The 26,840-nt window shown below is 64.2% G+C and carries 23 protein-coding genes, 1 pseudogene and 1 CRISPR repeat array; of the genes and pseudogenes, 16 read left to right on the top strand and 8 right to left on the bottom strand.

Annotation, left to right across the window (positions count from 1 at the left end; genetic code table 11):
• The 5 genes and pseudogenes from IEI94_RS22730 to typA form a co-directional block, all read left to right on the top strand.
• A pseudogene (locus IEI94_RS22730) lies at nt 1–354 on the top strand (Tricarboxylate transporter family protein); the annotation flags it as partial.
• 64 nt (nt 355–418) lie between these two features.
• Nucleotides 419–1,387 carry a Bug family tripartite tricarboxylate transporter substrate binding protein gene (locus tag IEI94_RS21190; RefSeq protein WP_191169190.1) on the top strand — a complete coding sequence of 323 codons (969 nt, stop codon included), beginning with the start codon at nt 419–421 and terminating at the stop codon, nt 1,385–1,387.
• Nucleotides 1,388–1,539: 152 nt separating this feature from the next.
• Nucleotides 1,540–3,009 carry a metal-dependent hydrolase family protein gene (locus tag IEI94_RS21185; RefSeq protein ID WP_191169189.1) on the top strand — a complete coding sequence of 490 codons (1,470 nt, stop codon included), beginning with the start codon at nt 1,540–1,542 and terminating at the stop codon, nt 3,007–3,009.
• Complete coding sequence (locus IEI94_RS21180) at nt 3,006–3,731, top strand: hypothetical protein (protein ID WP_191169188.1); 726 nt, start codon at nt 3,006–3,008, stop codon at nt 3,729–3,731. The genes IEI94_RS21185 and IEI94_RS21180 overlap by 4 nt, the downstream gene beginning before the upstream one ends.
• Nucleotides 3,732–3,899: 168 nt before the next feature.
• Nucleotides 3,900–5,735, top strand: a complete 1,836-nt coding sequence (gene typA, locus IEI94_RS21175; protein WP_191169187.1) for a translational GTPase TypA — start codon at nt 3,900–3,902, stop codon at nt 5,733–5,735.
• A gap of 56 nt (nt 5,736–5,791) precedes the next feature.
• Here the strand turns inward: typA and IEI94_RS21170 are convergent, their stop codons facing one another.
• On the bottom strand, nt 5,792–6,400 hold the full coding sequence (locus IEI94_RS21170) for a helix-turn-helix domain-containing protein (RefSeq protein ID WP_191169186.1): 609 nt from the start codon (nt 6,398–6,400) through the stop codon (nt 5,792–5,794).
• 127 nt (nt 6,401–6,527) lie between these two features.
• Between IEI94_RS21170 and tdh the strand changes: the two genes are divergently transcribed.
• The 9 genes from tdh to IEI94_RS21125 all read left to right on the top strand — a co-directional run bounded on the left by tdh (nt 6,528) and on the right by IEI94_RS21125 (nt 15,811).
• Entirely contained in the window at nt 6,528–7,553 is a 1,026-nt protein-coding gene (gene tdh / locus IEI94_RS21165) for an L-threonine 3-dehydrogenase (protein ID WP_191169185.1), read from the top strand.
• A 4-nt stretch (nt 7,554–7,557) separates the two neighbouring features.
• Entirely contained in the window at nt 7,558–8,745 is a 1,188-nt protein-coding gene (locus IEI94_RS21160; protein ID WP_191169184.1) for a glycine C-acetyltransferase, read from the top strand.
• A 91-nt stretch (nt 8,746–8,836) separates the two neighbouring features.
• Complete coding sequence (locus IEI94_RS21155; protein ID WP_412030919.1) at nt 8,837–9,817, top strand: Bug family tripartite tricarboxylate transporter substrate binding protein; 981 nt, start codon at nt 8,837–8,839, stop codon at nt 9,815–9,817.
• A gap of 121 nt (nt 9,818–9,938) precedes the next feature.
• The gene (locus tag IEI94_RS21150; RefSeq protein ID WP_191169183.1) at nt 9,939–10,265 is read left to right on the top strand and encodes a hypothetical protein; all 327 of its coding nucleotides are present in this window, start codon (nt 9,939–9,941) and stop codon (nt 10,263–10,265) included.
• Between the two features lie 152 nt (nt 10,266–10,417).
• On the top strand, nt 10,418–11,860 hold the full coding sequence (locus tag IEI94_RS21145; RefSeq protein ID WP_191169182.1) for a sodium-dependent transporter: 1,443 nt from the start codon (nt 10,418–10,420) through the stop codon (nt 11,858–11,860).
• 81 nt (nt 11,861–11,941) lie between these two features.
• Complete coding sequence (locus tag IEI94_RS21140) at nt 11,942–12,712, top strand: ABC transporter ATP-binding protein (protein ID WP_191169181.1); 771 nt, start codon at nt 11,942–11,944, stop codon at nt 12,710–12,712.
• Nucleotides 12,713–12,748: 36 nt separating this feature from the next.
• On the top strand, nt 12,749–13,453 hold the full coding sequence (locus tag IEI94_RS21135; RefSeq protein WP_191169180.1) for an ABC transporter ATP-binding protein: 705 nt from the start codon (nt 12,749–12,751) through the stop codon (nt 13,451–13,453).
• Nucleotides 13,454–13,505: 52 nt separating this feature from the next.
• The gene (locus tag IEI94_RS21130) at nt 13,506–14,510 is read left to right on the top strand and encodes a branched-chain amino acid ABC transporter permease (protein WP_191169179.1); all 1,005 of its coding nucleotides are present in this window, start codon (nt 13,506–13,508) and stop codon (nt 14,508–14,510) included.
• Nucleotides 14,510–15,811 carry a branched-chain amino acid ABC transporter permease gene (locus IEI94_RS21125; RefSeq protein ID WP_191169178.1) on the top strand — a complete coding sequence of 434 codons (1,302 nt, stop codon included), beginning with the start codon at nt 14,510–14,512 and terminating at the stop codon, nt 15,809–15,811. The genes IEI94_RS21130 and IEI94_RS21125 overlap by 1 nt, the downstream gene beginning before the upstream one ends.
• Nucleotides 15,812–15,898: 87 nt before the next feature.
• On the opposite strand, the gene IEI94_RS21120 is transcribed toward IEI94_RS21125, so the two are convergent.
• Nucleotides 15,899–17,116: an ABC transporter substrate-binding protein gene (locus IEI94_RS21120; RefSeq protein ID WP_191169177.1), complete on the bottom strand. Its 1,218-nt coding sequence runs from the start codon at nt 17,114–17,116 to the stop codon at nt 15,899–15,901.
• Nucleotides 17,117–17,332: 216 nt separating this feature from the next.
• On the opposite strand from IEI94_RS21120, the gene IEI94_RS21115 reads away from it, so the two are divergent.
• Nucleotides 17,333–18,373, top strand: coding sequence for a C45 family autoproteolytic acyltransferase/hydolase (locus IEI94_RS21115; protein ID WP_191169176.1), 1,041 nt, complete (start codon nt 17,333–17,335; stop codon nt 18,371–18,373).
• Nucleotides 18,374–18,380: 7 nt separating this feature from the next.
• Here IEI94_RS21115 and IEI94_RS21110 read toward each other — a convergent pair whose 3' ends face one another.
• The gene (locus IEI94_RS21110; protein WP_191169175.1) at nt 18,381–18,620 is read right to left on the bottom strand and encodes a hypothetical protein; all 240 of its coding nucleotides are present in this window, start codon (nt 18,618–18,620) and stop codon (nt 18,381–18,383) included.
• A 100-nt stretch (nt 18,621–18,720) separates the two neighbouring features.
• Entirely contained in the window at nt 18,721–19,308 is a 588-nt protein-coding gene (locus tag IEI94_RS21105; protein ID WP_191169174.1) for a DUF4202 domain-containing protein, read from the bottom strand.
• Nucleotides 19,309–19,446: 138 nt separating this feature from the next.
• Between IEI94_RS21105 and IEI94_RS21100 the strand changes: the two genes are divergently transcribed.
• Complete coding sequence (locus IEI94_RS21100; protein WP_191169173.1) at nt 19,447–19,767, top strand: antibiotic biosynthesis monooxygenase family protein; 321 nt, start codon at nt 19,447–19,449, stop codon at nt 19,765–19,767.
• Between the two features lie 89 nt (nt 19,768–19,856).
• A CRISPR array of direct repeats spans nt 19,857–22,704; the repeat unit is 28 nt; unit sequence TTTCTGAGCTGCCTGGGCGGCAGCGCAC.
• Between the two features lie 129 nt (nt 22,705–22,833).
• On the opposite strand, the gene cas6f is transcribed toward IEI94_RS21100, so the two are convergent.
• The 4 genes from cas6f to csy1 are packed head-to-tail and all read right to left on the bottom strand — an operon-like array spanning nt 22,834 to nt 26,840.
• Nucleotides 22,834–23,403: a type I-F CRISPR-associated endoribonuclease Cas6/Csy4 gene (cas6f, locus tag IEI94_RS21095; RefSeq protein ID WP_191169172.1), complete on the bottom strand. Its 570-nt coding sequence runs from the start codon at nt 23,401–23,403 to the stop codon at nt 22,834–22,836.
• 6 nt (nt 23,404–23,409) lie between these two features.
• Complete coding sequence (gene csy3 / locus IEI94_RS21090; RefSeq protein WP_191169171.1) at nt 23,410–24,447, bottom strand: type I-F CRISPR-associated protein Csy3; 1,038 nt, start codon at nt 24,445–24,447, stop codon at nt 23,410–23,412.
• 18 nt (nt 24,448–24,465) lie between these two features.
• Nucleotides 24,466–25,449 carry a type I-F CRISPR-associated protein Csy2 gene (csy2, locus tag IEI94_RS21085; protein WP_191169170.1) on the bottom strand — a complete coding sequence of 328 codons (984 nt, stop codon included), beginning with the start codon at nt 25,447–25,449 and terminating at the stop codon, nt 24,466–24,468.
• Complete coding sequence (gene csy1, locus IEI94_RS21080) at nt 25,446–26,840, bottom strand: type I-F CRISPR-associated protein Csy1 (RefSeq protein ID WP_191169169.1); 1,395 nt, start codon at nt 26,838–26,840, stop codon at nt 25,446–25,448. The genes csy2 and csy1 overlap by 4 nt, the downstream gene beginning before the upstream one ends.

Genomic DNA, 26,840 nt, shown 5'->3' with positions numbered 1-26,840 from the left:
GTCACCAGCGTGCCGCCCAATATCGTGATTCCGGTGGTGATCTTTCTGTGCCTGGCCGGCATTCAGGTCCAGGGCTACGGCACCTTCGGGCTGATCACGGTGTTCGGCTTTGCGCTGTTCGGCTATTTCCTGAAAAAGTTCTACTTCTCCTTTGTCACTTTCCTGGTCGCCTTCATCGTCACGCCGATGCTGGAGATGAACCTGCGCCAGTCGATCATCCTCTCCGGTGGCGAGATCTCGATACTGCTCGAGCGCCCCATCGCGCTGGTCTTCGTGATCATCACCGCGCTGATGGTGCTGCACCTCGGCTGGTCCAGTTATCGGCGCAATGCCATTCGCCGGGCATCCTCCTGAGCCCGGCCTAACCGCGTCGCCCCAGGCGAACACGTAATCACAACAACCTGAATGAGGAATCTCCATGTACCTTAAACGACTCAGCACCGCCATTGTGGCCACTGCCATGGCGGTGGGCGTGGCGCAGGCCGACGACTTCCCGAGCAAGCCGCTGACCCTGGTAGTGGGCTTCGGTGCCGGCGGCAGCACCGATATCCAGGCCCGCGTACTGGCCAACGTGCTCGAGGAAGAGCTCGGCCAGCCGGTCAACGTGGTCAACCAGCCCGGTGCCGGCGGCGGCGTGGCGCTGTCGCGCCTGACAGTCAGCGACGATGAGGGCTATACCTTCGTCTTCGGCACCTCGATGACCATCACCTATGGCCCGCTGTCCACCGAGACCAACTACCAGCTCGACGACTTCCGCTACGTCGCCGGCGTGACCCTCGGCCAGTCGGCCATGGTCACCGGCGAAGACCGTCCCTTCGGCGACACCTGGGAAGGCCTGATCGAGTATGCCAAGGAGAACCCGGGCACCAGCTACGCGACCCAGACCGCCCTGGACCGCATGATCATCGAATACATCGCCCAGCAGGAAGGCCTCGACCTGCGCATCGTGCCGACCTCCGGCGGCGCCGGCATGGCCCCGTTGATCCTCTCCGGCGACGTCGATTTCGCCTACAGCGGCGGCACCCACTCCGGCTACGCCGACTCCGGTGAAATGCCGGTGCTGCTGAGCCTCGCCGAAGACCGCCTGGTGGCCTTCCCCGACGCGCCGTCGATCCAGGAAGCCGGCTACGACATCAACCCCGCCGAGATCCGCGTGGTGATGGTCCCGCAGAACACCCCGGACAGCCACGTCGAGCGCCTCGCCGAGGCCCTCGAGGCCGCCACCCAGGACGAGCGTTTCATCGAGATCACCGAGGAGCGCATCCTGATGCCGGTGGTCTACATGGACGAGGATGAGGTCACCCAGACTCTCAGCGACCAGGTCGCCGGCTACAGGGCGCTGCTCGAAGAGCTTGGCGGCGTTCCCGGCGAAGACGACGAGGGCTGAACCCGGCCCGCTCGCTTGGCACCCGTCACCTTCGGTGGCGGGCGTTTGCGTTATCCCCTTGAGCACTCTGCGGCCATCGCCCGCCTAGCCTGACGTTTATGCACGGCCTCCAGCGACTCTTCTATAGTGAAGTTTCACGTGGAGGTTTCCCTATGCCTGTATCCGTCCAGTCCTCTCTATGCGCATCCCACGGCGGTCATGCCACTGGCGCCTGCCTGTGCGGATCGCCGCTGCTGCAACGCTTTCATCATCGCATCATGGCCGATCTTACCCGCCGCCAGTTTCTCGGCGGCAGCGCCGCCGTCATGGCGCTGTTTGCAGGACTGCGGACGCCTAGCGTGATTGGCGCCCAGCCGCGTGGTAACGGTCCCCCTATCCTGCTGACCAACCTGCGGCTGTTCGATGGCAGCGGTGCGCCACTGCGCGATGATGTCTCGATACGGGTCGACGCGGGGCGCATTCAGGAGATCCTGCCGGCTCAGGCAGAGAACGGGGAAGTAGAGCGTATTGATTGCGGCGGGCGGGTGGTGATGCCGGGGCTGATCGATGCCCACTGGCATGCCACCCTGGCGGCCATCACCCAGACCGCGGCCATGACCGCCGACCCGGGCTACGTGCACCTGGTGGCCGCCCAGGAGGCGGAGCGCACGCTGCTGCGCGGCTTCACCAGCGTGCGCGACGTGGGCGGGCCGTCGTTCGCCTTGAAGCGCGCCATCGACGAGGGCATCGTCCACGGCCCGCGCATTTTTCCTGCCGGCGCCATGATCTCGCAGACCTCCGGCCACGGCGATTTTCGTATGCGCCACGAGATCCCGCGGGGCTCGACCACGCCACTGAGCCCCGGCGAGCTGATGGGCGTGAGCGCCATCGCCGACGGCGAAGCGGAAGTGCTGCGACGCACCCGCGAGCAGCTGATGCTGGGTGCCGCGCAGATCAAGCTGATGGCCGGCGGCGGCGTTGCCTCGAGCTACGATCCGCTCGACAGCACCCAGTTTTCCGAGCGTGAACTGCGCGCCGCGGTAGAGGCCGCCGAGGACTGGGGAACCTACGTCACGGTGCATGTCTATACGCCGCGCGGCATCCAGCGAGCCATTGCGGCGGGAGTGAAGTGCATCGAGCATGGCCAGCTGGCCGACGAGGACAGCGTGCGGATGATGGCCGACGAGGGCACCTGGTGGAGCCTGCAGCCCTTCCTGCAGGACGAGGACGCCAATGTCTACCCCGATGCCGAGCGTCGCGAGAGCCAGCGTCAGGTGGCCGAGGGAACGCTGCGCGCCTACGAGATGGCCCAGCGCTTCGCGATCAAGACCGCCTGGGGCACCGACATCCTGTTCAACCCCCAGAACACCCCCAGCCAGGGTCGGCAGCTGGCCAAGCTGACTCGCTTCTACGCGCCCCTCGACGTGCTGGCCATGGCCACCGGCAGCAATGCCGAACTGCTGGCGTTGTCGGGGCCCCGCAACCCCTATCCGGGGCAGCTGGGGCGCCTTGTACCGGGGGCCTTGGCAGATCTGCTGGTGGTCGACGGCGACCCCAACGCGAGCCTCGATTTCCTCGATGACCCTGAGCGCAACCTGCGCCTGATCATGAAGGATGGGCGCATCTACAAGGATTCCCTATGAAGACTCCTCTGCTGGTTGCCGTGCTGCTCACGGGCACCGTTTCAGCCACCGCCGCGGCCGACACCTGGCGCGGTCAGGTGACGCCCTACGTCTGGATGCCGAGCCTGGCCGGCGACATCCGCCCCACGTCCAGCGCGCCGACGCTCAGCACCCGGCAATCCTTTAGCGACATCCTCGATGAGCTGGACGCGGCGTTCTTCCTGCACGCCACCGCGCGACGCGATCGCCTGGTGCTGTTCGGTGATATCTCCCACGCTTCCTTGAGCACCAGCGCCAGCCTGGCACCTGGCGTGAGCATCGAGGGGCGGGTGCGGCAGACATCGATGACGGCGGCGGCCGGCTATCAGGTCGTGCAAGCGCCGGACCTCTCCCTCGACCTGCTCGCCGGTGCGCGGCTGTGGCAAGCCCGGGCGTCGGTAGACGTGCCGGCACTCGGCCTGAGCGCCACCGAGTCCGAGCGCTGGGTCGACCCGCTGCTGGCGGCCAGGCTGCGCCGCGACTTCACCCCCGACTGGTCGGCGATTGTGTATGCCGACGTCGGCGGCTTCGGGGTCGGCTCCGACGCGACCTGGCAAGCGGTAGGCAGCCTCAACTACCGGCTGAACGATGCGCTATACCTCTCCGCCGGCTATCGCCACCTGGAGGTTCGCTACGAGGATAACGACGCCAGGCTGGATATCGAGATGAGCGGCCCCTTGCTGGGCGCCACCTGGCGCTTCTAGGCGTAATCCGCACACAGCCGGCCCCCTCTGGGGCCGGCCCCGCGCCATAGTGCTATTACCCCGCGCGCCGAGTCTGTACAATGCGCCACCAACCTTCCCTACCCCGCGCCTAGGGTACGTAACAAGACCGTGTACATAGGTGCGTACATAAAGACGAGCTACAACCCTATGAGCACAGACGTAACTGGTTCTCACATCGAGAAAATCAGGAATATTGCCATCATCGCCCACGTCGACCATGGCAAGACCACCCTGGTCGACAAGCTCCTCAGCCAGTCCGGCACCCTGGACCGCAAGGCCGAGGGGCAGGAGCGCATCATGGACTCCAGCGACCAGGAAAAGGAACGCGGCATCACCATCCTGGCCAAGAACACGGCGATCCGCTGGCACGACTATCACATCAATATCGTCGACACCCCCGGACACGCCGACTTCGGTGGCGAAGTCGAGCGCGTGATGTCGATGGTCGACTCGGTGCTGCTGCTGGTCGACGCCGTCGACGGTCCCATGCCGCAGACCCGCTTCGTCACCCAGAAGGCCTTCGCCCAGGGCCTCAAGCCGATCGTGGTGGTCAACAAGATCGACCGCCCCGGTGCGCGTCCTGACTGGGTCATCGACCAGATCTTCGACCTGTTCGACAACCTCGGCGCCAGCGACGAGCAGCTCGACTTCCCGATCATCTACTGTTCGGCGCTAAACGGCATCGCCGGCCCCGAGCCGGAGCAGATGGCCGACGACATGGACCCGATGTTCCAGGCCATCGTCGATATCGTCGAGCCGCCCAAGGTCGAGCTCGATGGCCCCTTCCAGATGCAGATCTCGGCGCTGGACTACAACAGCTACGTCGGCGTCATCGGCCTGGGCCGCATCAAGCGCGGCAGCGTCAAGCCCAACCAGCAGATCAGCGTGATCTGCACCGACGGCAAGACCCGCAAGGGCAAGATCGGCCAGGTGATGACCCATATGGGCCTCGAGCGGGTGCAGACCGAACAAGCCGACGCCGGCGATATCGTCTGCATCACCGGCATCGACGATCTGGCGATCTCCGACACCCTGTGCGACCCGGCTGCCGTCGAGGCGCTGCCGCCGCTGTCGGTGGACGAGCCCACCGTATCGATGACCTTCCAGGTCAACGACTCGCCGATGGCCGGCCGCGACGGCAAGTACGTCACCAGCCGCAACATCAAGGAGCGTCTCGACCAGGAGCTGATCCACAACGTTGCGCTGCGCGTCGAGCCGGGCGAGACCCCCGAGAAGTTCAAGGTTTCCGGACGCGGCGAACTGCACCTCTCGGTGCTGATCGAGACCATGCGCCGCGAAGGCTTCGAGCTGGCCGTGGGCCGCCCCGAGGTGATCATCAAGGAGGTCGACGGCGTCAAGCAGGAGCCGTACGAAGAGGTGATCATCGACTGCGAGGAGCAGCACCAGGGCGCCATCATGGAGGAGCTCGGCTACCGCAAGGGCGAGCTGACCAACATGAACCCCGACGGCAAGGGCCGTGTGCGCCTCGACTTCATGATCCCGGCGCGCGGTCTGATCGGCTTCCGCGGCCAGTTCCTGACCCTGACCTCCGGCACCGGCATCCTCACCAGCCGCTTCGACCACTACGGCCCGCTCAAGCCCGACGCCTCCATCGAGCGCCGCAACGGCGTGCTGGTCTCCATGGTCGACGGCAAGGCGCTGGCCTATGCGCTGTTCGCCCTGCAGGAGCGCGGCAAGCTGATCATCGACCATGCCACCGAGGTCTATGAAGGCATGCTGATCGGCATCAACAACCGCGCCAGCGACATGGTGGTCAACCCCACCAAGGGCAAGAAGCTCGACAACATGCGCTCCACCGGCAATGACGAGAATATCGTGCTGACCCCGCCGGTGAAGTTCTCGCTGGAGCAGGCGATCGAGTTCCTCGACTCCGACGAACTGGTCGAGATCACCCCCAACCATATCCGCCTGCGCAAGAAGTTCCTCAAGGAAAACGAGCGCAAGCGCGCCAGCAAGGGCTGATCCGCCCGAGCCGGTAACGCAGAGCCCACCCTAGCGGTGGGCTTTTTTGTGGGCGCCTACTCGTAGGTCACGACCAGAAACGCCAGCAGTGGGGTATCGCCGCTGTTCTCGATGGTGTGCTCGACATCAGCGTGGTAGTGGGCCGAGTCGCCGCAGCGAAGCTCGCAGCGGTGGCCGCCGGATTCGACCCGCGCCTGGCCCTGGGTGATGCTCAACAGCTCGCGAGTACCGTCGAAGTGGGCGGCGCTGTGCAGCCGCGCCCGCGGCGCCAGCCACAGCTCGTAGCACTCCATGCGCTTTTCCAGATGCAGCGGCGAGAGTGTGCGAATGCGGCACTCCCGGTCATCGCGAAACAGCTGGCTGGCATCGTCGCTGCGCACCACGTCAATGCGCGATGCCGCCCACGGCTGGTCGACCAGCTCGCCGATATTGAGTCCGAACGCCTGGGCGATACGCAGCGTCACCGCCAGGGTGGGATTGGCTCGGCCACGCTCGATCTGGCTCAGCATCGAGCGGCTGACCCCGGAGGCCGCTGCCAGCTGTTCCAGGGTCATCTGGCGCTTCTTGCGCAGCTCGGTCACCCGACTCGACAGCACCTGACTACCCAGGTCGCCGCTGCTATGGCCGCCGGTCGGCGGCGCCTGACTCTCATGTACCTCGGTCATAGCCAAAGCAACTTCCTCTATCGTGGAAAAAGTTCTTGCATGCGGGAATTAGTCTGCAATACTAGAATTAATTCTTGCATAGTAAACGTTCCGGCGCGATATGCCATCACAACGACAAGGACATCCCATGAAAGCACTGGTGAAGAAGGAGGCGGCACCGGGCCTGTGGCTCGAGGACGTACCGCCCCCCGAGGTAGGCATCAACGACGTACTGATCAAGGTCAAGCGCACCGCCATCTGCGGCACCGACGTACATATCTACAAGTGGGACAGCTGGGCGCAGAAGACCATCCCCACGCCGATGGTCGTGGGTCACGAGTTCGTCGGCGAGATCGTCGAGGTGGGCTCCAACGTCAACGACTTCAGGCCCGGCCAGCTCGTCTCCGGCGAAGGCCACGTGGTGTGCGGGCGCTGCCGCAACTGCCTGGCCGGTCGGCGCCACCTGTGCGCCTATACCAGCGGCGTTGGGGTCAACCGCCCCGGCGCCTTCGCCGAGTACCTGGTGCTGCCGATGTCCAACGTCTGGGAGCACAAGCCGGGCATCGATCTGGATGTGGCGGCGATCTTCGACCCCCTCGGCAACGCCGTGCATACCGCGCTGCAGTTCGACCTGCTGGGGGAAGACGTGCTGATTACCGGCGCCGGCCCGATTGGCGCCATGGCCGCCGCGGTGTGCCGCCATGCCGGCGCCCGCCACGTGGTGGTGACCGACCTCAACCCCGGGCGCCTGGCGCTGGCCAAGCGTCTCGGCGCGACCCGCACGGTGGATGTACGCCAGGAGAGCCTGGCCGAGGTGCAGCGCGACCTGGGGCTGACCGAGGGCTTCGACGTCGGCCTCGAGATGTCCGGCAGCCCGGCGGCCTTCCGCGACATGCTGGCCAACATGTGCCACGGCGGCAAGGTCTCGATGCTCGGCATTCCCACCGAGGATATCGCCATCGACTGGAACACCGTGATCTTCAACATGCTGACCATCAAGGGGATCTACGGCCGCGAGATGTACGAGACCTGGTACAAGATGTCGGTGATGATCGAGTCGGGGCTGGATATCTCCCCCGTGATCACCCATCGGCTGCCCTATACCGAGTTCCAGCAAGGCTTCGATGCCATGCTGGCAGGCGACGCCAGCAAGGTAATTCTGAACTGGGAGTGATGTGATGTACGGCGAATTCCAAGACCATCTGCGCCGCGAGCTCGAGGGCATCGAGGCGGCCGGACTGACCAAGCACGAACGTCCGCTGACCTCCGCACAGGGCGCGCGTATCGGCACCCCCCAGGGCGAGATGCTCAACCTGTGCGCCAACAACTACCTGGGGCTGGCCCAGCATCCCGAGGTCGCCGCGGCGGCCAAGGCCGGCCTCGATGAGTGGGGCTATGGCCTGGCATCGGTGCGCTTTATCTGTGGCACCCAGACCCTGCACCAACAGCTGGAGCGGGCGCTGAGCGAGTTTCTGTGCACCGAGGAGACCATCCTCTACCCGTCGTGCTTCGACGCCAACGGCGGGCTGTTCGAGACGCTGCTCGGCCCCGAGGATGCGGTGATCTCCGACGCCCTCAACCACGCCAGCATCATCGACGGCGTGCGGCTCTGCAAAGCCAAGCGCTACCGCTACCGCAACCGCGACATGGCCGACCTCGAGGAGCAGCTCAAGGCCGCCCAACGCGATGGCGCACGCTTCATCATGATCACCACCGACGGCGTGTTCTCGATGGACGGCTATATCGCCCCCCTCGATGAGATCTGCGATCTCGCCGAGCGCTACGGCGCCCTGGTGCACTTCGACGACTGCCACGCCACCGGCTTCCTCGGTGACGGCGGCCGCGGCACCCACGAGCATCACGGCTGCCTCGAGCGGGTGGATATCACCACCGGCACCCTGGGCAAGGCGCTGGGCGGCGCCAGCGGCGGCTACACCAGCGGCAAGCGCGAGATCATCCAGCTGCTGCGCCAGCGCTCACGGCCCTATCTGTTCTCCAACAGCGTGGCGCCGCCGGTAGTGGCCGGCGCGATCAAGGCCGTCGAGCTCGCGGCGACCTCCCGCGCGCTGCGCCAGCAGCTCACCGACAACACCGCCTATTTCCGCGCCGGCCTCGAGCGGCTCGGTTTCGAACTGCTACCTGGCGAACACCCCATCGTGCCGATCATGCTCCACGACGCCGCGCTGGCGGCACGCTTCGCCGACGCAATGCTCGAACGCGGCATCTACGTCACCGCCTTCTCCTTCCCGGTGGTGCCAAAGGGCCAGGCGCGCATCCGCACCCAGATGTCGGCGGCCTTCAGCCGCGACGACCTGGACACGGCGCTGGAGGCCTTTGCCAGTGTGAAACAGCAGCTCGAGCGTTGAAGTGGCGTAGATCATGCGCCTTGTTGGCGTGAAAAGCAGCAGATAGCTTGGCCCACGACATCGATGACAAACAACAACGAGATACCGCGACATGAACAAGACACAATGGGGTATGGCCACACTGGTGGCCGCCATGACATTTGGCGCCGTTGGCCTGGCCCAGGCCGACGACTTCCCGAACCGCCCACTGACGCTGGTGGTCGGCTTCGGCGCCGGCGGCAGTACCGATATCCAGGCGCGGGTACTCGCCAACGTGCTCGAAGAGAACCTCGGCCAGCCGGTCAATGTGGTCAACCAGCCCGGCGCCGGCGGCGCCGTGTCGCTGACCCGCCTGATGAACGATCAGGACGAGGGCCACACCTTCGTCTACGCGGGGACCAACGGCACCCTGACCTTCGCCCCCCACGCCCACGATACCGAGTTCTCCCTCGATGACTTCCGCTACGTGGCCAGCATCACCACCGTGCAGCACGCCATCGTCACCGGCGAGAACCGGCCGTTCGGCGACAGCTGGGAGGACCTGATCGAGTACGCACGCGAGAATCCCGGTACCAGCTACGCCACCCAGCACGCGCTGGACCGCCTGGTGATCGAGTACATCATGGAGCAGGAGGGCCTCGACCTGCGCATCGTGCCCACCTCAGGCGGCGCGGGCATGGCACCGCTGGTGCTCTCCGGCGACGTCGACTTCGCCTACAGCGGCGGCACCCACTCGGGCTACGCCGATAGCGGCGAGATGCCAGTGCTGCTGAGCATGGATGCCGAGCGCCTGTTCGCCTTCCCCGACGCCCCCACCGTCCAGGAAGCCGGCTACGATATCGACACCTCCGATTTCCGCGTCGTGGTGGTGCCCAAGAACACCCCGGACAGCCACGTCGAACGCCTCTCCGAGGCCCTCGAAGCGGCCACTCAGGACGAGCGTTTTATCGAGATCACCGAGGAGCGCATCCTGATGCCGGTGCACTTCCACGGCGAGGAGGAGGCCACCGAGATGCTCTACGCCCAATCGGAGAGCTACCGGCAGCTGCTGGATGAGATGGGCGGTGTCCCCGAAGACGACGACGACGACTAAGCCACCCAGAAGCGTCCTGCGAGCACAGCGTTGAAGCCCACCACCAAGGTGGGCTTTTTTCGTGGCGCAGAAACCTGTCTACTCTTGGGTGACAAACATACGTTCGAGAGTGAGGCCAGCGATGCACAAGCACGTGGAGTGGGATGCCCCCGGTCGTGATAGCGTCGCCGACCATTTCGCCAAACATCCGGAGCGCTACGTCGAGCCTGGTGCCGGCGACGTGCTCTCGGCGCGCCTCGGGGGCATGGTGGTTCGCATCAAGGTCGCCGCCTACGTCGAGGGCACCAGCATCGGCGACGTGGTCGCGTTGATCGATCCGGTCAGCGGCGAGCGCATGAAGTCATTCGGCAAGCTGGTCCTCGGCGACACCGTGCGCCTGCCCGACGCCGCACGCGCCTTCGAGCCGCAGCCCAGCGACGACCCCGAGCAGGACGACAGCGACGATTGACGCCGCGGCGAGCGGAGCCAACGCCCACTTAACGAATGCGCCCCAGGCGAGTAAACTCCGCGCTCGCCATACTATCGCCATGCCGCGCCATCCCGCGTGGACAAGGTCACGATGGCTCACAAGGCCAATGCACCATCTTCAGGACACACAACATGAGTACGCACAACGTCTGGACGCACAAGGGCACCTTCCTGCTGGCCGCAGTCGGCTCGGCGGTGGGCCTTGGCAACCTATGGCGCTTCCCTTACCTGACCGGTGAGAACGGCGGCGGCGCCTTTATTCTGGTCTATGCCCTGACCATTTTCGCGGTGGGTATTCCGATCCTGATCGCCGAGACCATGCTCGGCCGCACCAGCCGACAGAGCCCGATCATGGGCATGCGCCACCTGACCCGGACCCACGGCACCTCGCGGGCCTGGGAGACCATCGGCTGGCTGGGCGCCGCCTCGGCATTTCTGATTCTGAGTTTCTATTCGGTGATCGCCGGCTGGGCCATTCACTACACCGGCCAGATGTTCTCCGGCGCGCTGGTCGGCGCCGACGCCGATACCATCGGCGACGGCTTCGATGCCCTGCTCGCCTCGCCGGGCCTGCTGACCCTCTACCACACGGTCTTTATCATCGCCTCGGCGCTGATCGTCGGCATGGGCATTCACAGGGGTATCGAGAGCGGTCTGCGCATCATCATGCCAGCGCTATTCGCGATCCTGCTGCTGGTGCTGTTCTACAGCATCGCCAACGGCGACATCGGTGCCGCGGCGACCTTCCTGTTCACCTTCAATATCGCCGACCTGAGCCTCGAGGGCTGGCTGCAGGCGATGGGCCAGTCGTTCTTCACCCTGAGCCTCGGCATGGGCGCAATCATGGCCTATGGCGCCTATATGTCCAGCGAAGCGTCGCTGACCCGCACCGCAGTGGCGGTGGCCTTCGTCGACACCGCCGTGGCCATGGTCGCCGGCCTGGCGATCTTCGCGCTGGTATTCGGCGCCGGCCTCGAGACCGGCCAGGGCCCCGGCCTGATGTTCGTCACCCTGCCGCTGGCCTTTGCCGAGATGCCGTTCGGCGCGCTGGTGGGGGGGGTGTTCTTCATCCTGGTGCTGGGCGCAGCGATCAGCTCATCGATCTCGCTGATCGAGCCGGTGGCGGCGTTCCTGGTCGAGCGTTTCGACCTGACCCGCCCCAAGGCGGTGAGCCTGGTGACCCTGGCCGCCTGGCTGATGGGGCTACTCACCGTGGTCAGCTTCAACGTCTGGGCCGAGGGTTCGATCTTCCACACCCTGTTCGGGCGCAGCGCCTTCGACTTCATCGAGCTGCTGACCAATATCTTCATGCCGCTGGGTGGCTTGCTGATCGCGCTGTTCGCCGGCTGGGCGCTGACCCAGAGCGAAGTGATGAAGGAGCTGCGCACCAGCGACGGCTGGTTCAAGACCTGGCGCTTCCTGGTGCGCTTCGTGGCGCCGGCGGCGGTGTCGTTCGTGTTCCTGCGCACCATTCCGCAGGTCGACGGCTATCTGATCCCGACGCTGGGTGCTATCGTCATCGTCGGCGCCTTCGCCGCTGGTCGCACCTTCATGGTCGAGGGCAGCTCGCGCTGATCCCGCGGCCGGCCACTCGCGGGTGGCCGGCCGCTCGGCGCCGCATGCCAATAACAACAGCAACGCTTTGCGGGACACCACATGCCTTCCATTATCGACGTCAAGCACGTTAACAAGGCCTTCGGCGGCCTGACGGTCATCGACGACTGTTCGATCAGCGTCGAGCGCGGCTCGATCACTGGACTGATCGGCCCCAACGGCGCCGGCAAGTCGACGCTGTTCAATATCATCGCCGGCGCCCTGCCGCTGGATAGCGGCCAGGTGCTGCTTGACGGCGAAGACATCACCAACCTGCCGGCCAACCAGCTGTTCCACAAGGGCCTGCTGCGCACCTTTCAGATCGCCCACGAGTTCTCCCAGCTCACCGCGCTGGAGAACCTGATGATGGTGCCGCCCAATCAGCTCGGCGAGTCGCTGTTCTCGACCTGGTTCAAGCCCGGCCAGGTGCGCGCCCAGGAGACCGAGGTGCGCCAGCGCGCCCTGGAGGTGATCGACTTCATCGGCCTCAACCACGTGCGCAACGAGCTGGCCGGCAATCTCTCCGGCGGCCAGAAGAAGCTGCTCGAGCTGGGTCGCACCATGATGACCGATGCCCGGGTGGTACTCCTCGATGAGATCGCCGCAGGGGTCAACCGTACCCTGCTCGGCGAGCTGATCACCAACATCGAGCGGCTCAATCGCGAGATGGGCTACACCTTCCTGGTCATCGAGCACGACATGGACATGATCGCGCGGCTCTGCGACCCGGTCATCGTGCTGGCCCAGGGCCGGGTGATGGTCGAGGGCTCGATCACCGAGATCCAGAACAATCCCGAGGTCATCGAGGCTTACTTCGGTGCCGGCGCGGCCTGACGCCGCCACATAACGAACAATATCCAGGGAACCCACATGCCTCTACTCGAAGCACGGGACGTTCACGGCGGCTACGGCGGCATGAACATCCTCAACGGCGTCGACATGACGATCGAGGCCAATGAGATCGGCGTGATCGTCGGCCCCAACGGCGCCGGCAAGTCGACCATGCTCAAGGCCATCTTCGGCCTGCTCAATGTCAGCCAGGGCGAGATCCGCCTGCGCGGCGAGCTTATCACCAACCTCGCGCCCAACAAGCTGGTGCACCTGGGCATGGGCTTCGTGCCCCAGGAGAACAATATCTTCCCCAGCTTGAGCGTCGAGGAGAACCTCGAGATGGGCGCCTATATCCGCCCCTCCGGCGTCAGCCGCATGCTCGAGCAGATCTACGACTTCTTCCCGCCGCTGCTGGAGAAGCGCCGCCAGCCGGCCGGCGAGCTCTCCGGCGGCCAGCGTCAGATGGTGGCCATGGGCCGCGCGCTGATGGTCGAGCCCAGCGTGCTGCTGCTCGACGAGCCCACCGCCGGGCTGTCGCCGCTGTTCATGAACGAGATCTTCGAGCGGGTCAAGAAGATCAACGCCGCCGGGGTCGGCATCCTGATGGTCGAGCAGCACGCCAAGCAGGCGCTCTCCATCGCCCACAAGGGCTTCGTGCTGGCATCCGGCTACAACCGCTTCACCGATACCGGCGAGGCGCTGCTCAACGACCCCGAGGTCGCCAAGAGCTTCCTGGGCGGCTGATCACCTCGACGACAAGAACAGTGGCCAGCGCGCCAACGCAGGAGATGTCGCTTTGAACGAACTGGTGTTTTTTATCAACAATGTGGTGGTGGCCGGCAGCGTGACCGGCTCGATCTACGCCATGGGGGCGATCGGCGTGACGCTGGTGTTCAGCATCATGCGCTTCGCCCACTTCGCCCACGCCGACATGATGACGCTGGGCGCCTTCGTGGTGCTGCTGCTCTCCCTGGCCTTCCCCGGGGCGGGCAGCGTGGTGGGCCTGCCCACCGCCATCGTCATGCTGCCCATCGCCATGGTGGTGACCGCGGCGATCGCGGTGGGCATCGACAAGATGTTCTACAAGCCGCTGCGCAGCCACGGCGTCAAACCGATCGTCATCGTGATCGGCTCGCTGGGCGTGACGCTGATGCTGCAGGGCCTGCTGCGGCTGTTCGCCGGCACCAGCCCGCAGAACATGTACGTCGCCGAGCGCAAGGAGATCTATCGCCTGGAGCTGCCCTTCGAGGCGGTGACCCGCCCGGTGATCGTCACCGAGCCCCAGGTGATTCTGTTTATCCTGGTGATCGCCGCGGTGGTAGGGCTGCATCTGTTCCTCAACAAGACCCGCACCGGCAAGGCGATGCGCGCCATGTCCGACAATCCCGACCTGGCCCGCGCCTCGGGCATCAACACCAACCATATCGTCTCGGTGACCTGGATCATCGTCGGCGGCCTGGCCACCATGGCCGGCACCCTGCTGTCGATGGACGTGACCTTCAAGCCCGACCTGAGCTTCTTCCTGCTGCTGCCGATCTTCGCCGCGGCCATCGTCGGCGGCGTCGGCCATCCCTACGGTGCGATTGCCGGCGGCTTCGTGGTCGGCTTCGCCGAGACCCTGGCGGTGTTCAACTGGGCGGTGCTGCTGAGGCCCTTCCAGGAGCGCCTGCCCGACTGGCTCGAGCTGCCCAATAACCTGGCCTTCGTCGGCACCGAGTACAAGATCGTGGTGCCCTTCTTCATCCTGGTGGCGATCCTGGTGTGGCGCCCCACCGGCATTTTCAAAGGGAAGGTGATCTGATGACGACGTCCAAGACAAGCGATCAAACCACCTCCCGTCGCCTACCACTGCGCGAGCTGTTCCTGTTTGGCGCGCTATTGGTCGCCATCCTCGGCGTCTACGCGGTGATGGGCCCGGCCTACAGCACGCGCATGCTGGTCGAGGCCGCCTGCTACGCCATCATCGCCCTGGGCCTGACCATTCAGTGGGGCTATGCCGGCCAGTTCAACGCCGGGGTAATGGGCTTCGTGGCGCTGGGGGGCTTCTGCGCCATGTTCTTCGGCATCCCGGTCAACGAGGCGTTCTGGGATAGCCCACTGCCCGGCGAGCTGGGCCGCGTGCTGCTCTATCTGGTCGGCGCCGTGCTGCTGGTGTGGGGCGCCACCAAGCTCGACCGCCTCGGCGTGCCCAAGCGACTGCGCACGATCATTGCCGTGCTGCTGGCGGTGGTGCTCTATCTGGTAGTGATCAGCATGCTGCGCGGGGTGACCGGCCAGATCCAGTCCCAGGCCGGCTTTATCGGCGGCCTGGGGCTGCCGTCGTGGATCGGCTGGATCGCCGGCGGCGCCCTGGCCGGTTTCATCGGCTACTTTATCGGGCATATCTGCCTGGGGCTGCGCAGCGACTACCTGGCCATCGCCACCCTGGGCATCGCCGAGATCATCAAGGCGTTCCTCAAGAACTCCGACTGGCTGACCCGTGGCACCGCCACCGTCTCACCGCTGCCCTGGCCGACGCCCGGGCCCAGCGACCTGGGCTTCGTGCTGGCCCGGGCGATCTATCTGTCGCTCACCGCGGTGGTGATCGCCGGCATCTTCTTCCTGCTGCACCGCGCCTATCACGCCCCCTGGGGGCGGATGATCCGCGCCATCCGCGACAACGAAGTCTCCAGCGCGGCGATGGGCAAGGACATCAACCGCCGGCGCATGGAGATCTTCGTCTTCGGCTGCATCCTGATGGGCATCGGCGGCGCGGCGCTGACCAACTTCAACAGCATCTTCGACCCCCAGGGCTACCTGCCCCTCAACCACACCTTCCTGGTGCTGGTGATGGTGATTCTCGGCGGCCCGGGCAACAACCTCGGCACCATCTTCGGCGCCGTGCTGGTGTATATCATCTGGCTGATGTCCGAGCCGTTGGCGCTGTTCCTGATGAACGTCGCCGTGTATATCGGCGAGGGCTGGTTCGGCTGGGATCCGCCGGCCAATATCTCGAGTCGTGCGCTGCAGGCGCGGGTGTTCGTTATCGGCCTGCTGATCTCGCTGGTGCTGCGCTACGCGCCGCGCGGCTTGATGCCGGAGAAGGTGCCGCACCACCAGTGAGCGCTGTCCCAAGACAGCCCACATAACGCGAAACGCCCAGGCCGAGGCCTGGGCGTTTCGCATTCCGTTACTGCTGTCAGTGGTGTTTTACAGGTCCTCGACCTCGAGGAAGCCCTGGCTGACAAAGCGGCCGTCTTCCACCACCATCTCGACCACTACGCCGGGCACGTCGCCGTTCTCGTCGAACTCGTGGCTGCCGGAGGCGCCTTCGTAGTTGATCTCCTCGCCGGCGGCGATCAGCTCCACGGCCTTCTCCCACTCGCCGGGCAGGATCTGCTCGCCGGGAGCCGAAGAGACGCTGCGCAGCGCCTCTGAGAGCCCCTCGCGCTCGGCGTTGCCGTTCTGCTCGATGGCCAGTGCCAGCAGGAAGGCGGCGTCATAGGCCTGGGCGGCGAACACCGCACTGGGGTCGATATCGGCCTCGGCGGCGAGCGCCTCGAAGGTCTCGGTTCCCGGGGTATCGGGGCTGCCCGGACGGGTGGCGATCATGCCCTCGAGCACGTCGGCGCCAATCGCCTCGACCAGGCTGTCGCCGACCATGCCGTCGGCCCCCACGTACTGGGTGAACATGCCGCTCTCGTAGGCCTGGCGCAGAATGGTCTGGCCCGAGCCGTCGGCGTAGGCCAGCACCACCAGTGTCTCGCTGCCGCCGGAGGAGAGCGAGCCCAGCTCCGAGCGGTAGTCGGCGCGGCCATCTTCATGCGCCTCGCTGGCCGACACCATGCCACCCTCGGCCTCGAAGGTCTCGTTGAAGGCACTGGCCAGGCCCTGGCCGTAGTCGTTGTTGACGTAGGTCACGGCGGCATCGGTGATGCCCTTGCTGATCAGCAGCTTGGCCAGCATCTCGCCCTGGAAGGCATCCGACGGTACGGTGCGGAACACCAGATCGTTGTCGTCGAGGTCGGTGACCGCCGGGGCGGTGGACGCCGGCGACACCATCACCACGCCGCCGGGGATCGCCGCGTTGTTGGCCGCGGCCACGGTGGCCCCGGTGCACAGCGCGCCGACGATGGCGGTGACGTTCTCGGTGTTGACCATGCGATCCGCGGCGTTGGACGCCGCCGAGGCGTCGGAGCAGGTGGTATCGGCATTCGGCATCACCAGCGTCTGGCCACCGAGAATGCCGCCCTGCTCGTTGACGTGCTGCACTGCCAACTGCGCACCGTCAAAAATCGGCGGGGTAAGACTCTCGATGGGGCCGGTAAAGCCGCCCAGGAACCCGATCTTTACTTCATCGGCCTGCGCCGCACCGATGAGCGTGACGGAGGACGCGGCCACCGCCATCGCTAACAGAGCTTTCTTCATGGTTGTTCTCGCTGTTGCCAGTTAAATTAGTACCTCACTAACTTTGGAAGTGTTTACGCAAAAACACAAGCGCGACGGCGTTAACGCAAGCGCCCGTTTGAACGCGCCTAGTCGATTGAAAAGTGGTCGGTTTTAATTGTCTCTTCGCACCGCCTACTGCGCTTCAACGCTGCACGCGGTAGGCTGGGAGAAACCCCTTCGCCAAGGAGCCCCCGCATGCTCGACGTGACCCACCTGCGCGGCAGCCGCCACGCCATCGGCCTCGCTCACGGCCAGCGCCACGCCGCGCAGATCCACCAGAGCATCGACGTCTACGACCGGCTGTTCCAGGACTTCGTGGGGCTCGACTGGGCCGCGGCCCGGCAGGTGGCGCTGCGCTTTATGCCGGCTATCGAGCGCGGCTTTCCGGCGATCCTGGATGAGCTCGAGGGCATTGCCCAGGGTGCCGGCCTGCATCGCGACGATATCCTGACCCTCAACTGCCGTAGCGAGATCTCGCTGACCCAGGCCAGCGGCGGCTGTTCCGCCTTCTCGCTCTACCAGCAGGGCCAGCAGTGGCTGGCCCAGAACTGGGACTGGCGCGCCGACCAGCTCGACAACGTGGTGGTGCTACGGATTGAAGGCGACGATGCCCCGCCGCTGGTCAGCGTTGGCGAGGCCGGCATGCTGGCCAAGATCGGCCTCAACGCCCACGGCCTCGGCGTGTGTCTCAACGCCATCCGCTCGCAGACCTGCGGTGACGCCTTGCCGATCCACGTCGCCCTGCGCAAGATCCTCGAGAGCGACGGCTTCGCCAGCGCCCAACGCGTCATCGAGGAGGACCGCGTCGCGTCGCCGGCCCACTTCCTGGTCGCCAGTGCCGACGGCCAGGCTGCCGGCTTCGAGGTCCAGCCTGGGCCGCCGGGGGTACTCGAACCCAGCGGCGGACGCGTGACCCACACCAATCACCTCTATTCCGAGGCTGCCACCGCCTGTGTGGCCGACTTCCCCAAGCCCGACTCCAGCGTGCGTCTGCGCCGGCTCGACGAGCTGCTCGACCCGCCCCCCGAGGCCAGCGTTAGCGCGCTGTTCGACCTGCTTAGCGACCATCAGAATGCGCCCATGTCGATCTGCAAGCACACCGATCCTGGCCTGCCCGAGGCCGAGCGCATGGAGACCCTGTTCGCGGTGGTGATGACCCTCGACGAACGTACCCTGCATCTGCGCCACGGCTACCCCTGCGAGGCCGATCACACCCTGAGCATCAGCCTCGCCTAGCCCAGCACTATGTCCGGCAGACGCCTAGATCGCTCTTGAGGTACTGTTCGGTGGTCAGCAGGAACCGCCGGCGAACCAGGTCGTGTGCCGCCTCCTCGCGCTGCAGCGCCTGCAGCATCTGCTGCTCCTCGGAGAGCGGCGCTTGGCGCGAGTGCTCCCAGGCCATACGCACCGAGCACGACGTAGCATCGCAGATCTGCAGCGATGGATTAGGGGCCTTGAAAGAGGTATTGGTGTTGTTTGTCATCGCCGCCTCCGTGATAGCTCAATCAAATGACAAAAATTATCATTTGCAATTGAGAATCTAGGCGGCCATTGCCACGCTGTCAAGGCGAACCTGAATCCGACTAGCCGGCCAACGCCTCTTCCACCAGCCCCCGCGCCTCATCGCTCATCGGCAGCGCCAGGGCCAGCGCATGCGCCTCGGGGGACATCTTCTTCCAGGTCTTCTGGACGATGCGGATCAGATGGTCGTGCTCCACCTGGCGCGAAAAGTCGCCAAAGTAGTTCTCCAGAAAGACCAGGCAGGCGCAGTCCTCCAGCGCCTGGGTCTCCGGGTCGCGCCCCAGCCCCTGCTTGCGGATCAGGCTCGAGGCCCGCGCCGCCGCCTCCGCCGGGTAGCCCGCCGCCTCCATCAGCCCGGCAGTGGTCTCGCCGGCGCGCTTGCCCTGGTCGCGCCGCCAGGTCAGGTAGCCCACCCGCCCCTCGGGATACGCCTCACGCGGCACCTTCCAGCGCTGCAGGTGCTGGGCACGCACCGCCAGCTGCAGCGGCTCGCTGGGCGCCTCGACCAGCGTCTCCAGCCAGGCGCTCATGCGCCGCGCATAGAACAGCTCCTGGGGCAGCGACTCGCCCTCGACCTCTACACTGCGAGGATCCTCGGCGTGCAGTGCGTCGATGGCGGCAAGGGTCTGGCTATAGGGGGTATCGGACATACTCACTCCTCATCAACGGTAGCGGTTCATTGCCGCTGTTTTATATAGCTTATCAGCGTAGCGGCTGGATCAGGACGATGGGCGGGATACACTGGCCCAGGACCGAATATCTCAGCAGCAGCGACAGGGAGCAGCACCATGAAATATATCTTCGAAGTGCATATCCGCGACGGCTACCAGGCCGAGGACTACGCCGACGCCTGGGTCCGCGCCAGCGAGCTGATCCAGCAGGCGCCGGGGGCCCGCGGCACCGAACTGCACCGCAAGATCGGCGACCCCGACACCCTGATCGCCATCGCCCACTGGGACAGCAAGGCCAGCCGCGACGCCATGGAGGCCCAGCCCAACCAGGAGATAAAGGAGATCATCCGCCGCGCGGCCCCCTGCTGCGAGATCCGCCTGATCGGCGAGTTCGAGGAGCCGGAGTGGGTGGTGATGCCGCCGACAACCGAGTCATGAACGGTTATTGGGCTAGAGATAACACCACTACTAGAGGCCACTTGTCAGGAGCAGTGTAAAGCGGGCCCCAGCCGAGAGTGTCGCTGATGTTGCTAAGCTGCCTGGGCGGCAGCGCACCCGCCGTGGTGGGCGGTGCCCGGCCTCGGCCGTTTCTGAGCTGCCTGAGCGGCAGCGCACTACCCGGTCGCCGACTCGCATCCACTCCGAACTTTCTGAGCTGCCTGAGCGGCAGTGCACGGTCTGACTAGAGTAAGGCGATATCTGTCTAGTTTCTGAGCTGCCTGAGCGGCAGCGCACGAGGCCGAGTACCTCACCCGCCTATATCGCTGTTTCTGAGCTGCCTGGGCGGCAGCGCACTACGCGCTCGAAATACTGCCCGGTGCGGATGTTTTCTGAGCTGCCTGAGCGGCAGCGCACATCGACGGGGCCGACCTGGTCAATCTGTACTATTTCTGAGCTGCCTGAGCGGCAGCGCACCCGCCGGAACATCACCAGGGCCTCGGGCACGTTTTCTGAGCTGCCTGGGCGGCAGCGCACCATCTTTCCGGCCTTCATCCGGCCTAGGGCGATTCCTGATCTGCCTGAGCGGCAGCGCACCCGCAGTATGACGTGCCCAACCTGTTCGGCATTTTCTGAGCTGCCTGGGCGGCAGCGCACAGGGCGCCCATGTTGGCGAGCACGTCATCGACTTTCTGAGCTGCCTGGGCGGCAGCGCACAAGGACTACGGCGGCCTCGCCAGTGTCTCCCATTTCTGAGCTGCCTGGGCGGCAGCGCACGGGGCGCGTGCCATCCCACTTCATCCAGATATTTTCTGAGCTGCCTGGGCGGCAGCGCACGTGGTACCGGAGCGCGAACGCAACCAGCCGAATTTCTGAGCTGCCTGGGCGGCAGCGCACGATCAGCGCCACGGCGCCGTCGATCTTGTTGTTTTCTGAGCTGCCTGGGCGGCAGCGCACACCTTGGGCTCGGTGACTCGCTCCCTGGGGCATTTCTGAGCTGCCTGGGCGGCAGCGCACATATGCCTGGCGCCGCCGCCGCCGATGATGATTTTCTGAGCTGCCTGGGCGGCAGCGCACGTCAAAGTAGACGCCTGCCGGAATCCGCCCTTTTTCTGAGCTGCCTGGGCGGCAGCGCACACGAGCGACGCGCTCGCATCACCATCGCTCAGTTTCTGAGCTGCCTGGGCGGCAGCGCACACCTGGGTGGACATCCTGGGCGGTCGCTTCAATTTCTGAGCTGCCTGAGCGGCAGCGCACGTCGCCCACCCGCGCCATCAGCTTCACCAGGATTTCTGAGCTGCCTGAGCGGCAGCGCACTCACTCTTAACCCCGGGCTGGCGCTTGTCCCATTTCTGAGCTGCCTGAGCGGCAGCGCACGCACTGAACAGCGAGCCGTGCGAGGCGCTGGTTTTCTGAGCTGCCTGAGCGGCAGCGCACTTCGGCCGAAATCGTGGCACTGATCATCACGTTTTCTGAGCTGCCTGAGCGGCAGCGCACTCAACAAGGGCGAGGTATACTGCCCGGCAGACTTTCTGAGCTGCCTGAGCGGCAGCGCACACGTAGAGGAGCCGCTGCCTTTCGGCGCGTTTTTTCTGAGCTGCCTGGGCGGCAGCGCACCTGGCGCGCAGCCGGTGTCCGCGGCGCCTTGCTTTCTGAGCTGCCTGGGCGGCAGCGCACGTCGGAACATGGGGCGTCCATCGGTGCATCCTTTTCTGAGCTGCCTGGGCGGCAGCGCACGCTTCGAGACGATGCCGACGGTTTCATGGGTATTTCTGAGCTGCCTGGGCGGCAGCGCACGTCGCGGTGTAGCCGACTTTCGAGTCGACGTATTTCTGAGCTGCCTGGGCGGCAGCGCACATCTCCACGCCCATACGCACCCGGTGGCCGTTTTTCTGAGCTGCCTGGGCGGCAGCGCACGCCTGGTTTGCCGGCATGGGCTCGCAGCTCCTTTTCTGAGCTGCCTGGGCGGCAGCGCACGTCAGCATATCGCTCGCCCTGCTGGGTCAGCGTTTCTGAGCTGCCTGGGCGGCAGCGCACCCTGGCAGCTGTTCAGCATCGCCATGGTTTACTTTCTGAGCTGCCTGGGCGGCAGCGCACCTCACCCGCCAGCTCCTTCGCGCGCTCCGTGGTTTCTGAGCTGCCTGGGCGGCAGCGCACCGGCAGGTTCTCGCCTGGCTCGCCGTCCAGCATTTCTGAGCTGCCTGGGCGGCAGCGCACCCCGAAAGACTGCGAGCCCTCGACCTCGATGTTTTCTGAGCTGCCTGGGCGGCAGCGCACTGGCTGCAGCACGCGCTGTTCATCGTCACTCATTTCTGAGCTGCCTGGGCGGCAGCGCACGGCGACCAGGCTGACGGCATCGCCCGCGACCTTTTCTGAGCTGCCTGGGCGGCAGCGCACTTTATTGCCAGGATTAGAGATCACTTCCCCTTTTTCTGAGCTGCCTGGGCGGCAGCGCACAGGGAGCCGCTCATGATTAGCAAAGGCAAGCTTTTCTGAGCTGCCTGGGCGGCAGCGCACCACTCGGCTTGGCGCTGGGCTTTCGAGCAGATTTTCTGAGCTGCCTGGGCGGCAGCGCACGACAAGGCCCGCGACGAACTCGTCCAGGAGCTTTTCTGAGCTGCCTGGGCGGCAGCGCACCTCGTCGCCGGCGTCGGTGGCGGCGATTTCTCTTTCTGAGCTGCCTGGGCGGCAGCGCACGCCGACGACGTTGTCACGGCTGCCTTTCCGGCTTTCTGAGCTGCCTGGGCGGCAGCGCACGACCACAACCGCGGTACCGCAGCCGGCTACGTTTTCTGAGCTGCCTGGGCGGCAGCGCACGACCCCGCTGATGAATTGCTGCCAGAGTGAGGTTTCTGAGCTGCCTGGGCGGCAGCGCACGAGCACGACGGCAGCCGAAGTGCCGCCGAGCTTTTCTGAGCTGCCTGGGCGGCAGCGCACTAGAGCATTTTCAAGGTAAGCGACTGATTGTTAAAGAGCAACGACTTAATATAGCGACGCTTCCCTTTTCAGAGAGGCGTCGCTAACCTTTTGATTTTCCGAGCTCTCCAGGAGCGTCCGAAAAAAGGGTCAGAACCAGGGCACCGTCGCCTCGCTGCTCAATCCGTAATGATTGAAGCGTCCAGCAACAGGTTCCGACTGGATTTGGCCGTGCTCGATAAATAGCGCAAACCGCTGCCCACTAGAGCGGCTGCTGATTTGCACGAACGGCAGCGGGATCTGCCTGGCGGCGGGCTTCTCCATCAGGTGCTGGGCTTCTTCGGTTTCGATGCCATGGCGCTGGGCATAGCGCTTCGCACGGCTGGGATTTCCGGTATTGAACTGCCGGCGCCGCACGACCCGATGCCGGGCGTCGTTAGGCACCGGCTGGATAGCGTCCAATATCACGTGGTCGCGCATACCGGTAAGCCACGACATCGCCATCAGCTGTTCAAGACGCGTCTGCTGACCATGCAGCCGAAGCCGATCACCCGGTGAGCGCGCACGCACCCCGGTCTTATGATCAGGAAAGCTCACACCGATGTCATCGGCCTGGAGATCATGAAGCGCCCGATGCAGCTTGCTGTAGAGCGCCCCCATCAGCATGGCAGCCGGAAAGTCTGGGTCGGGCCGCAAACGAATATCGAGATAGTGATCCATGATGGCTTACCCCGCATCGCCGAAGACGCCGCCGCGGATTAGGGTCGCCATAACGAAGTGCTGCTGCTCGGCAGGGGGCACTTGGTCTTTGAGCAACCAGTTATCGAGCAGGTTGTAGAAATCCACCTTCTGCTTCGGCTGGCGATAGGCGCTGCCCTGAGTGGTCACCGAGCCGTAGGGCTCGACGGCGATTGGGCCGAGGCCGATGCCATCTTCCGGAGTGGGATACCAGGTATCGATGGTGCGCAGGGCATTGCCCAACTTCTGGGAGTGGATAGCAGCGTTTTTATCATCTCCAATGCTATAGAGCGTCTTACTCTTGTCACCACGCGAGCGGTCCAGAATCAGCTCCTGGGAAGGGAACACTTCCTGGCCGGCACCGACTCGGGCAAAGGCCACTACATCGAGCAGTAAGTGATAACGCCCGCCAGACAGCGCCTCGGTGATATGACTACCCAACTCACGAGTGGCTTCGCTGCCATCGAAGTCACGCAGCGAATGATCGAGGGCATTGAACGTCCATTGCTGCTCTGGTTTGCCATCCTTCATCTGGCTGACGATGACTTCAACTTCCTCCGCACCGACGCGATTGCGCCATAGGAAACGGCCATTGGCGAGGTTGCAGGCGTAGCGGTGAGCGAGCTCGCTAAAGCCGTACTCGCTGACATAGCCCGCTACCGTAGCCTTCAGCTTGCGCTGATACTCGGCATTGTTGCAGGCCGAAGGGGTGCCGGCGCCAGCCAGAACACGCAGGGTAAAGTGCACCGCGAGGGTATCGACGTCATGCGGCAGTGCTGCAACATCGACGGTCTGGAGGTTGGGGTTTTCGATGGCGGCGTCGAGCTTGGCTGGGTCCTGGTCCTTGGCTTTCAAGCGGTTGGAGATGGTGCCGCGAACCGACTTTTCGCGAACCGGGATACCACGCCACTGGGTATATTGGGCTCGGTCATCCCAGGCGCCGGCGCTAAACAGCGCATCGGAGGGATCCAGCTTGCGCTCGAAGGCGAGGACGGAGGCAGTCTTGAGGGTGTCGTTCTTGGCCATGATGATGATTCCCTGTCGTTAAGCGTTTACCGAGTGATTGTTAAAAGCGTTGTTGAGCCGATAGAGGCCGTGTTCGAGATCATTCTCTATGAACCACATCAAGGCCTCGGGGTCCTGAATACGATGAGGACTCACCCATTCGCCAATCGAGTAGAGGCTCTCGACGAATTGAAATGGCACTTCCGGGTTGCGAGCGTTGGCCACTGCGCCGGGGTCAAACAGATCGGAGATGGCACCATAGCCCACCGGAATCGGCACCAACCAGCCAGGATAAGGGCGACGCATCTCCCAGCTCACCTCCTCCTTGGTGTCACCGTTTTTGTCGGTAGTGGTCGTGAGGTAACACTCATGATTGAGCCGAGATAGATCGAGCCAGGCATCCAGTGGGGTGGCATGATCATCTTTCGCCTTGAGCGTAGCGGTGTGCTCGGCTAGTCGATCGTCGCGTAGCACAAGTGCAAAACCTGGCAGCAGACGACGCTTGATTCGACGCCACTGCCTGGCGCTTTCCTTCTCATCGGCATCGAAGCTGACCAGCTCCGGCCAGTGCCGCCTCTCGCCGGGGCGGGGTGGTATCACGCTGCCGCCTGCGATGCGCATACCCTGGACCTGCTGATAGAGCTGTTGAGCCATGGTCTGGCGGCGGTCTGCGCTTTTCAGATCATCCCCACCGTCAGCTTCGACGCCAATCAGTAGCGAGACTTCCAGATGCGCCCGGCCTTCCTCGACGATAGCCGCCGTGCTACCAGCCTTGTCTACAGGGTTGCGAGTGAGATGAAAGCTACGGGTGAAACCGCCTGAAGTAACCTGAGGCTCGATGCGGTGACAAACCACACCGATTTCGTTGAAGACCAGGTTGATATCATCCGGCAGGTTGCGCTCCAGAGCCTGCATCGTACCCACAAAGGCACTCATGGCAGGAAAGCCCCAAGTCATCGGACTGGAAATCGCGTTGGCGTTCTGGATGCGCAGCCGAGGGAGCACCAGTAGATGATTGATCATGCTGCGCCTCCTTTATGCTCATCGTCTTCGTCATGCAACGCTTCCTGAAGATCATCTAGTTGACGACGGAAACTGCGCAAAACGCTCTCGATTTGCATTGTCCAATAGTTATTCTCAGAATCGCCGAGGCGCACTTCAACCCGCTTGGCCAGAGCATGTCTTAGCCAGAGAGCAACACGCTGGGCAACTTCCTCATGCCAGTCAGAATTCCGTCGAGCTGTCTCGAAAGAAGAATCCAATTCTGCCCTCCCGGGATCGAGCCAATACTGTTCCATTGCGGCCAGTCGGCACTCATGGTCAGCTGACCAGCCAGGAGGCAAGCGGTGAAGCTCAAAGGTGAACATTAAGAGCTCATCGGCCAAGGAGGCTGTTAAGTCATAATGAACTTCACGATCTTGCATGGTCTTGCGTGGCTTGTTTCCCTGCTGTTGTCTCCGTTCGTCTTCCTGCATGTTCTGTCGCATCCAGCGAGCCAGGTCGTTAATCAATTGACGAACGGGCATACGACGCCCGAAGCGTGGTAAAACCGATTCAGTCCGAAGTGGAGGAGCAATATCTCGTGAAATCCAGTGAGGGGGCAGTGACGCCAGAAGGTAGTTCTGGCCGCCCCGCTCGCTATTGAGCTGCGAGATGTTCTGTGGCTTGGTGCCACCAAGCTTCTGCATCGCTAGATTGGGATAATCAGCGTAGCCACCTGCGAAAGCGGCACTCTCGCGGCGCGCTTTACGCGCTGCTTTGGCTTGGTCGCCAAAACGTGCTTCGCTAAGCCGAGCGTGAAAGGGGTGCGTTAGTGCTGTGGCATAGAGCGGTGCCAGCAAATGATAGCTTTTATCGTCGGCGGGATTATCGCCGACCAGCCAATAGAGCTGTTTCCCCATGGCATGTGAGCTGGGCGTGCCCTTGGGCTCGGTAATGCTCGCGAAGGCACGGACCCAGTTTTCGGCCTCCTCACGATCCTGGCTCAAGGCACCGATCAATACTTCATCGAAATCGAGCGCCAGCTCCAGCAGCGAGCGCCCCTGCCACTCCAGCTTCAGGAACTTGTAGACATCCAGCGCCGCTGCGTTGCCGACGACATCGCCCTGAAAGTCGACTGGCAGGCAATGGCTACCTACAAGTTCTCCTTGGTTCAGTTGGCCAGGCTCGACGTAAAGGTTCGTGCCCTTGGCATCCGGGTGAATTGCCTTCAGCGAATGCGTGACTACCTGCAGCTGACTGACACGGCGAGCCGCATCGGCAAGCCAGGTTTGCGGTTCGAACTGCTGCTGCAGCTCAAGGTACTTGGGATCGTCCGCTAGAAGCTTTTCTGCCTTGGTCGCGAAGCGGTCATTTATAAAGCCATGAATGAGCGCTTGTATCGATGATGGCGGACTATGAGCCTGCTCGGACAT

This window comes from Halomonas sp. ML-15, assembly GCF_014779595.1.
Classification (GTDB): Bacteria; Pseudomonadota; Gammaproteobacteria; order Pseudomonadales; family Halomonadaceae; genus Franzmannia.
This window is presented reverse-complemented; position numbering and strand designations above follow the sequence as displayed.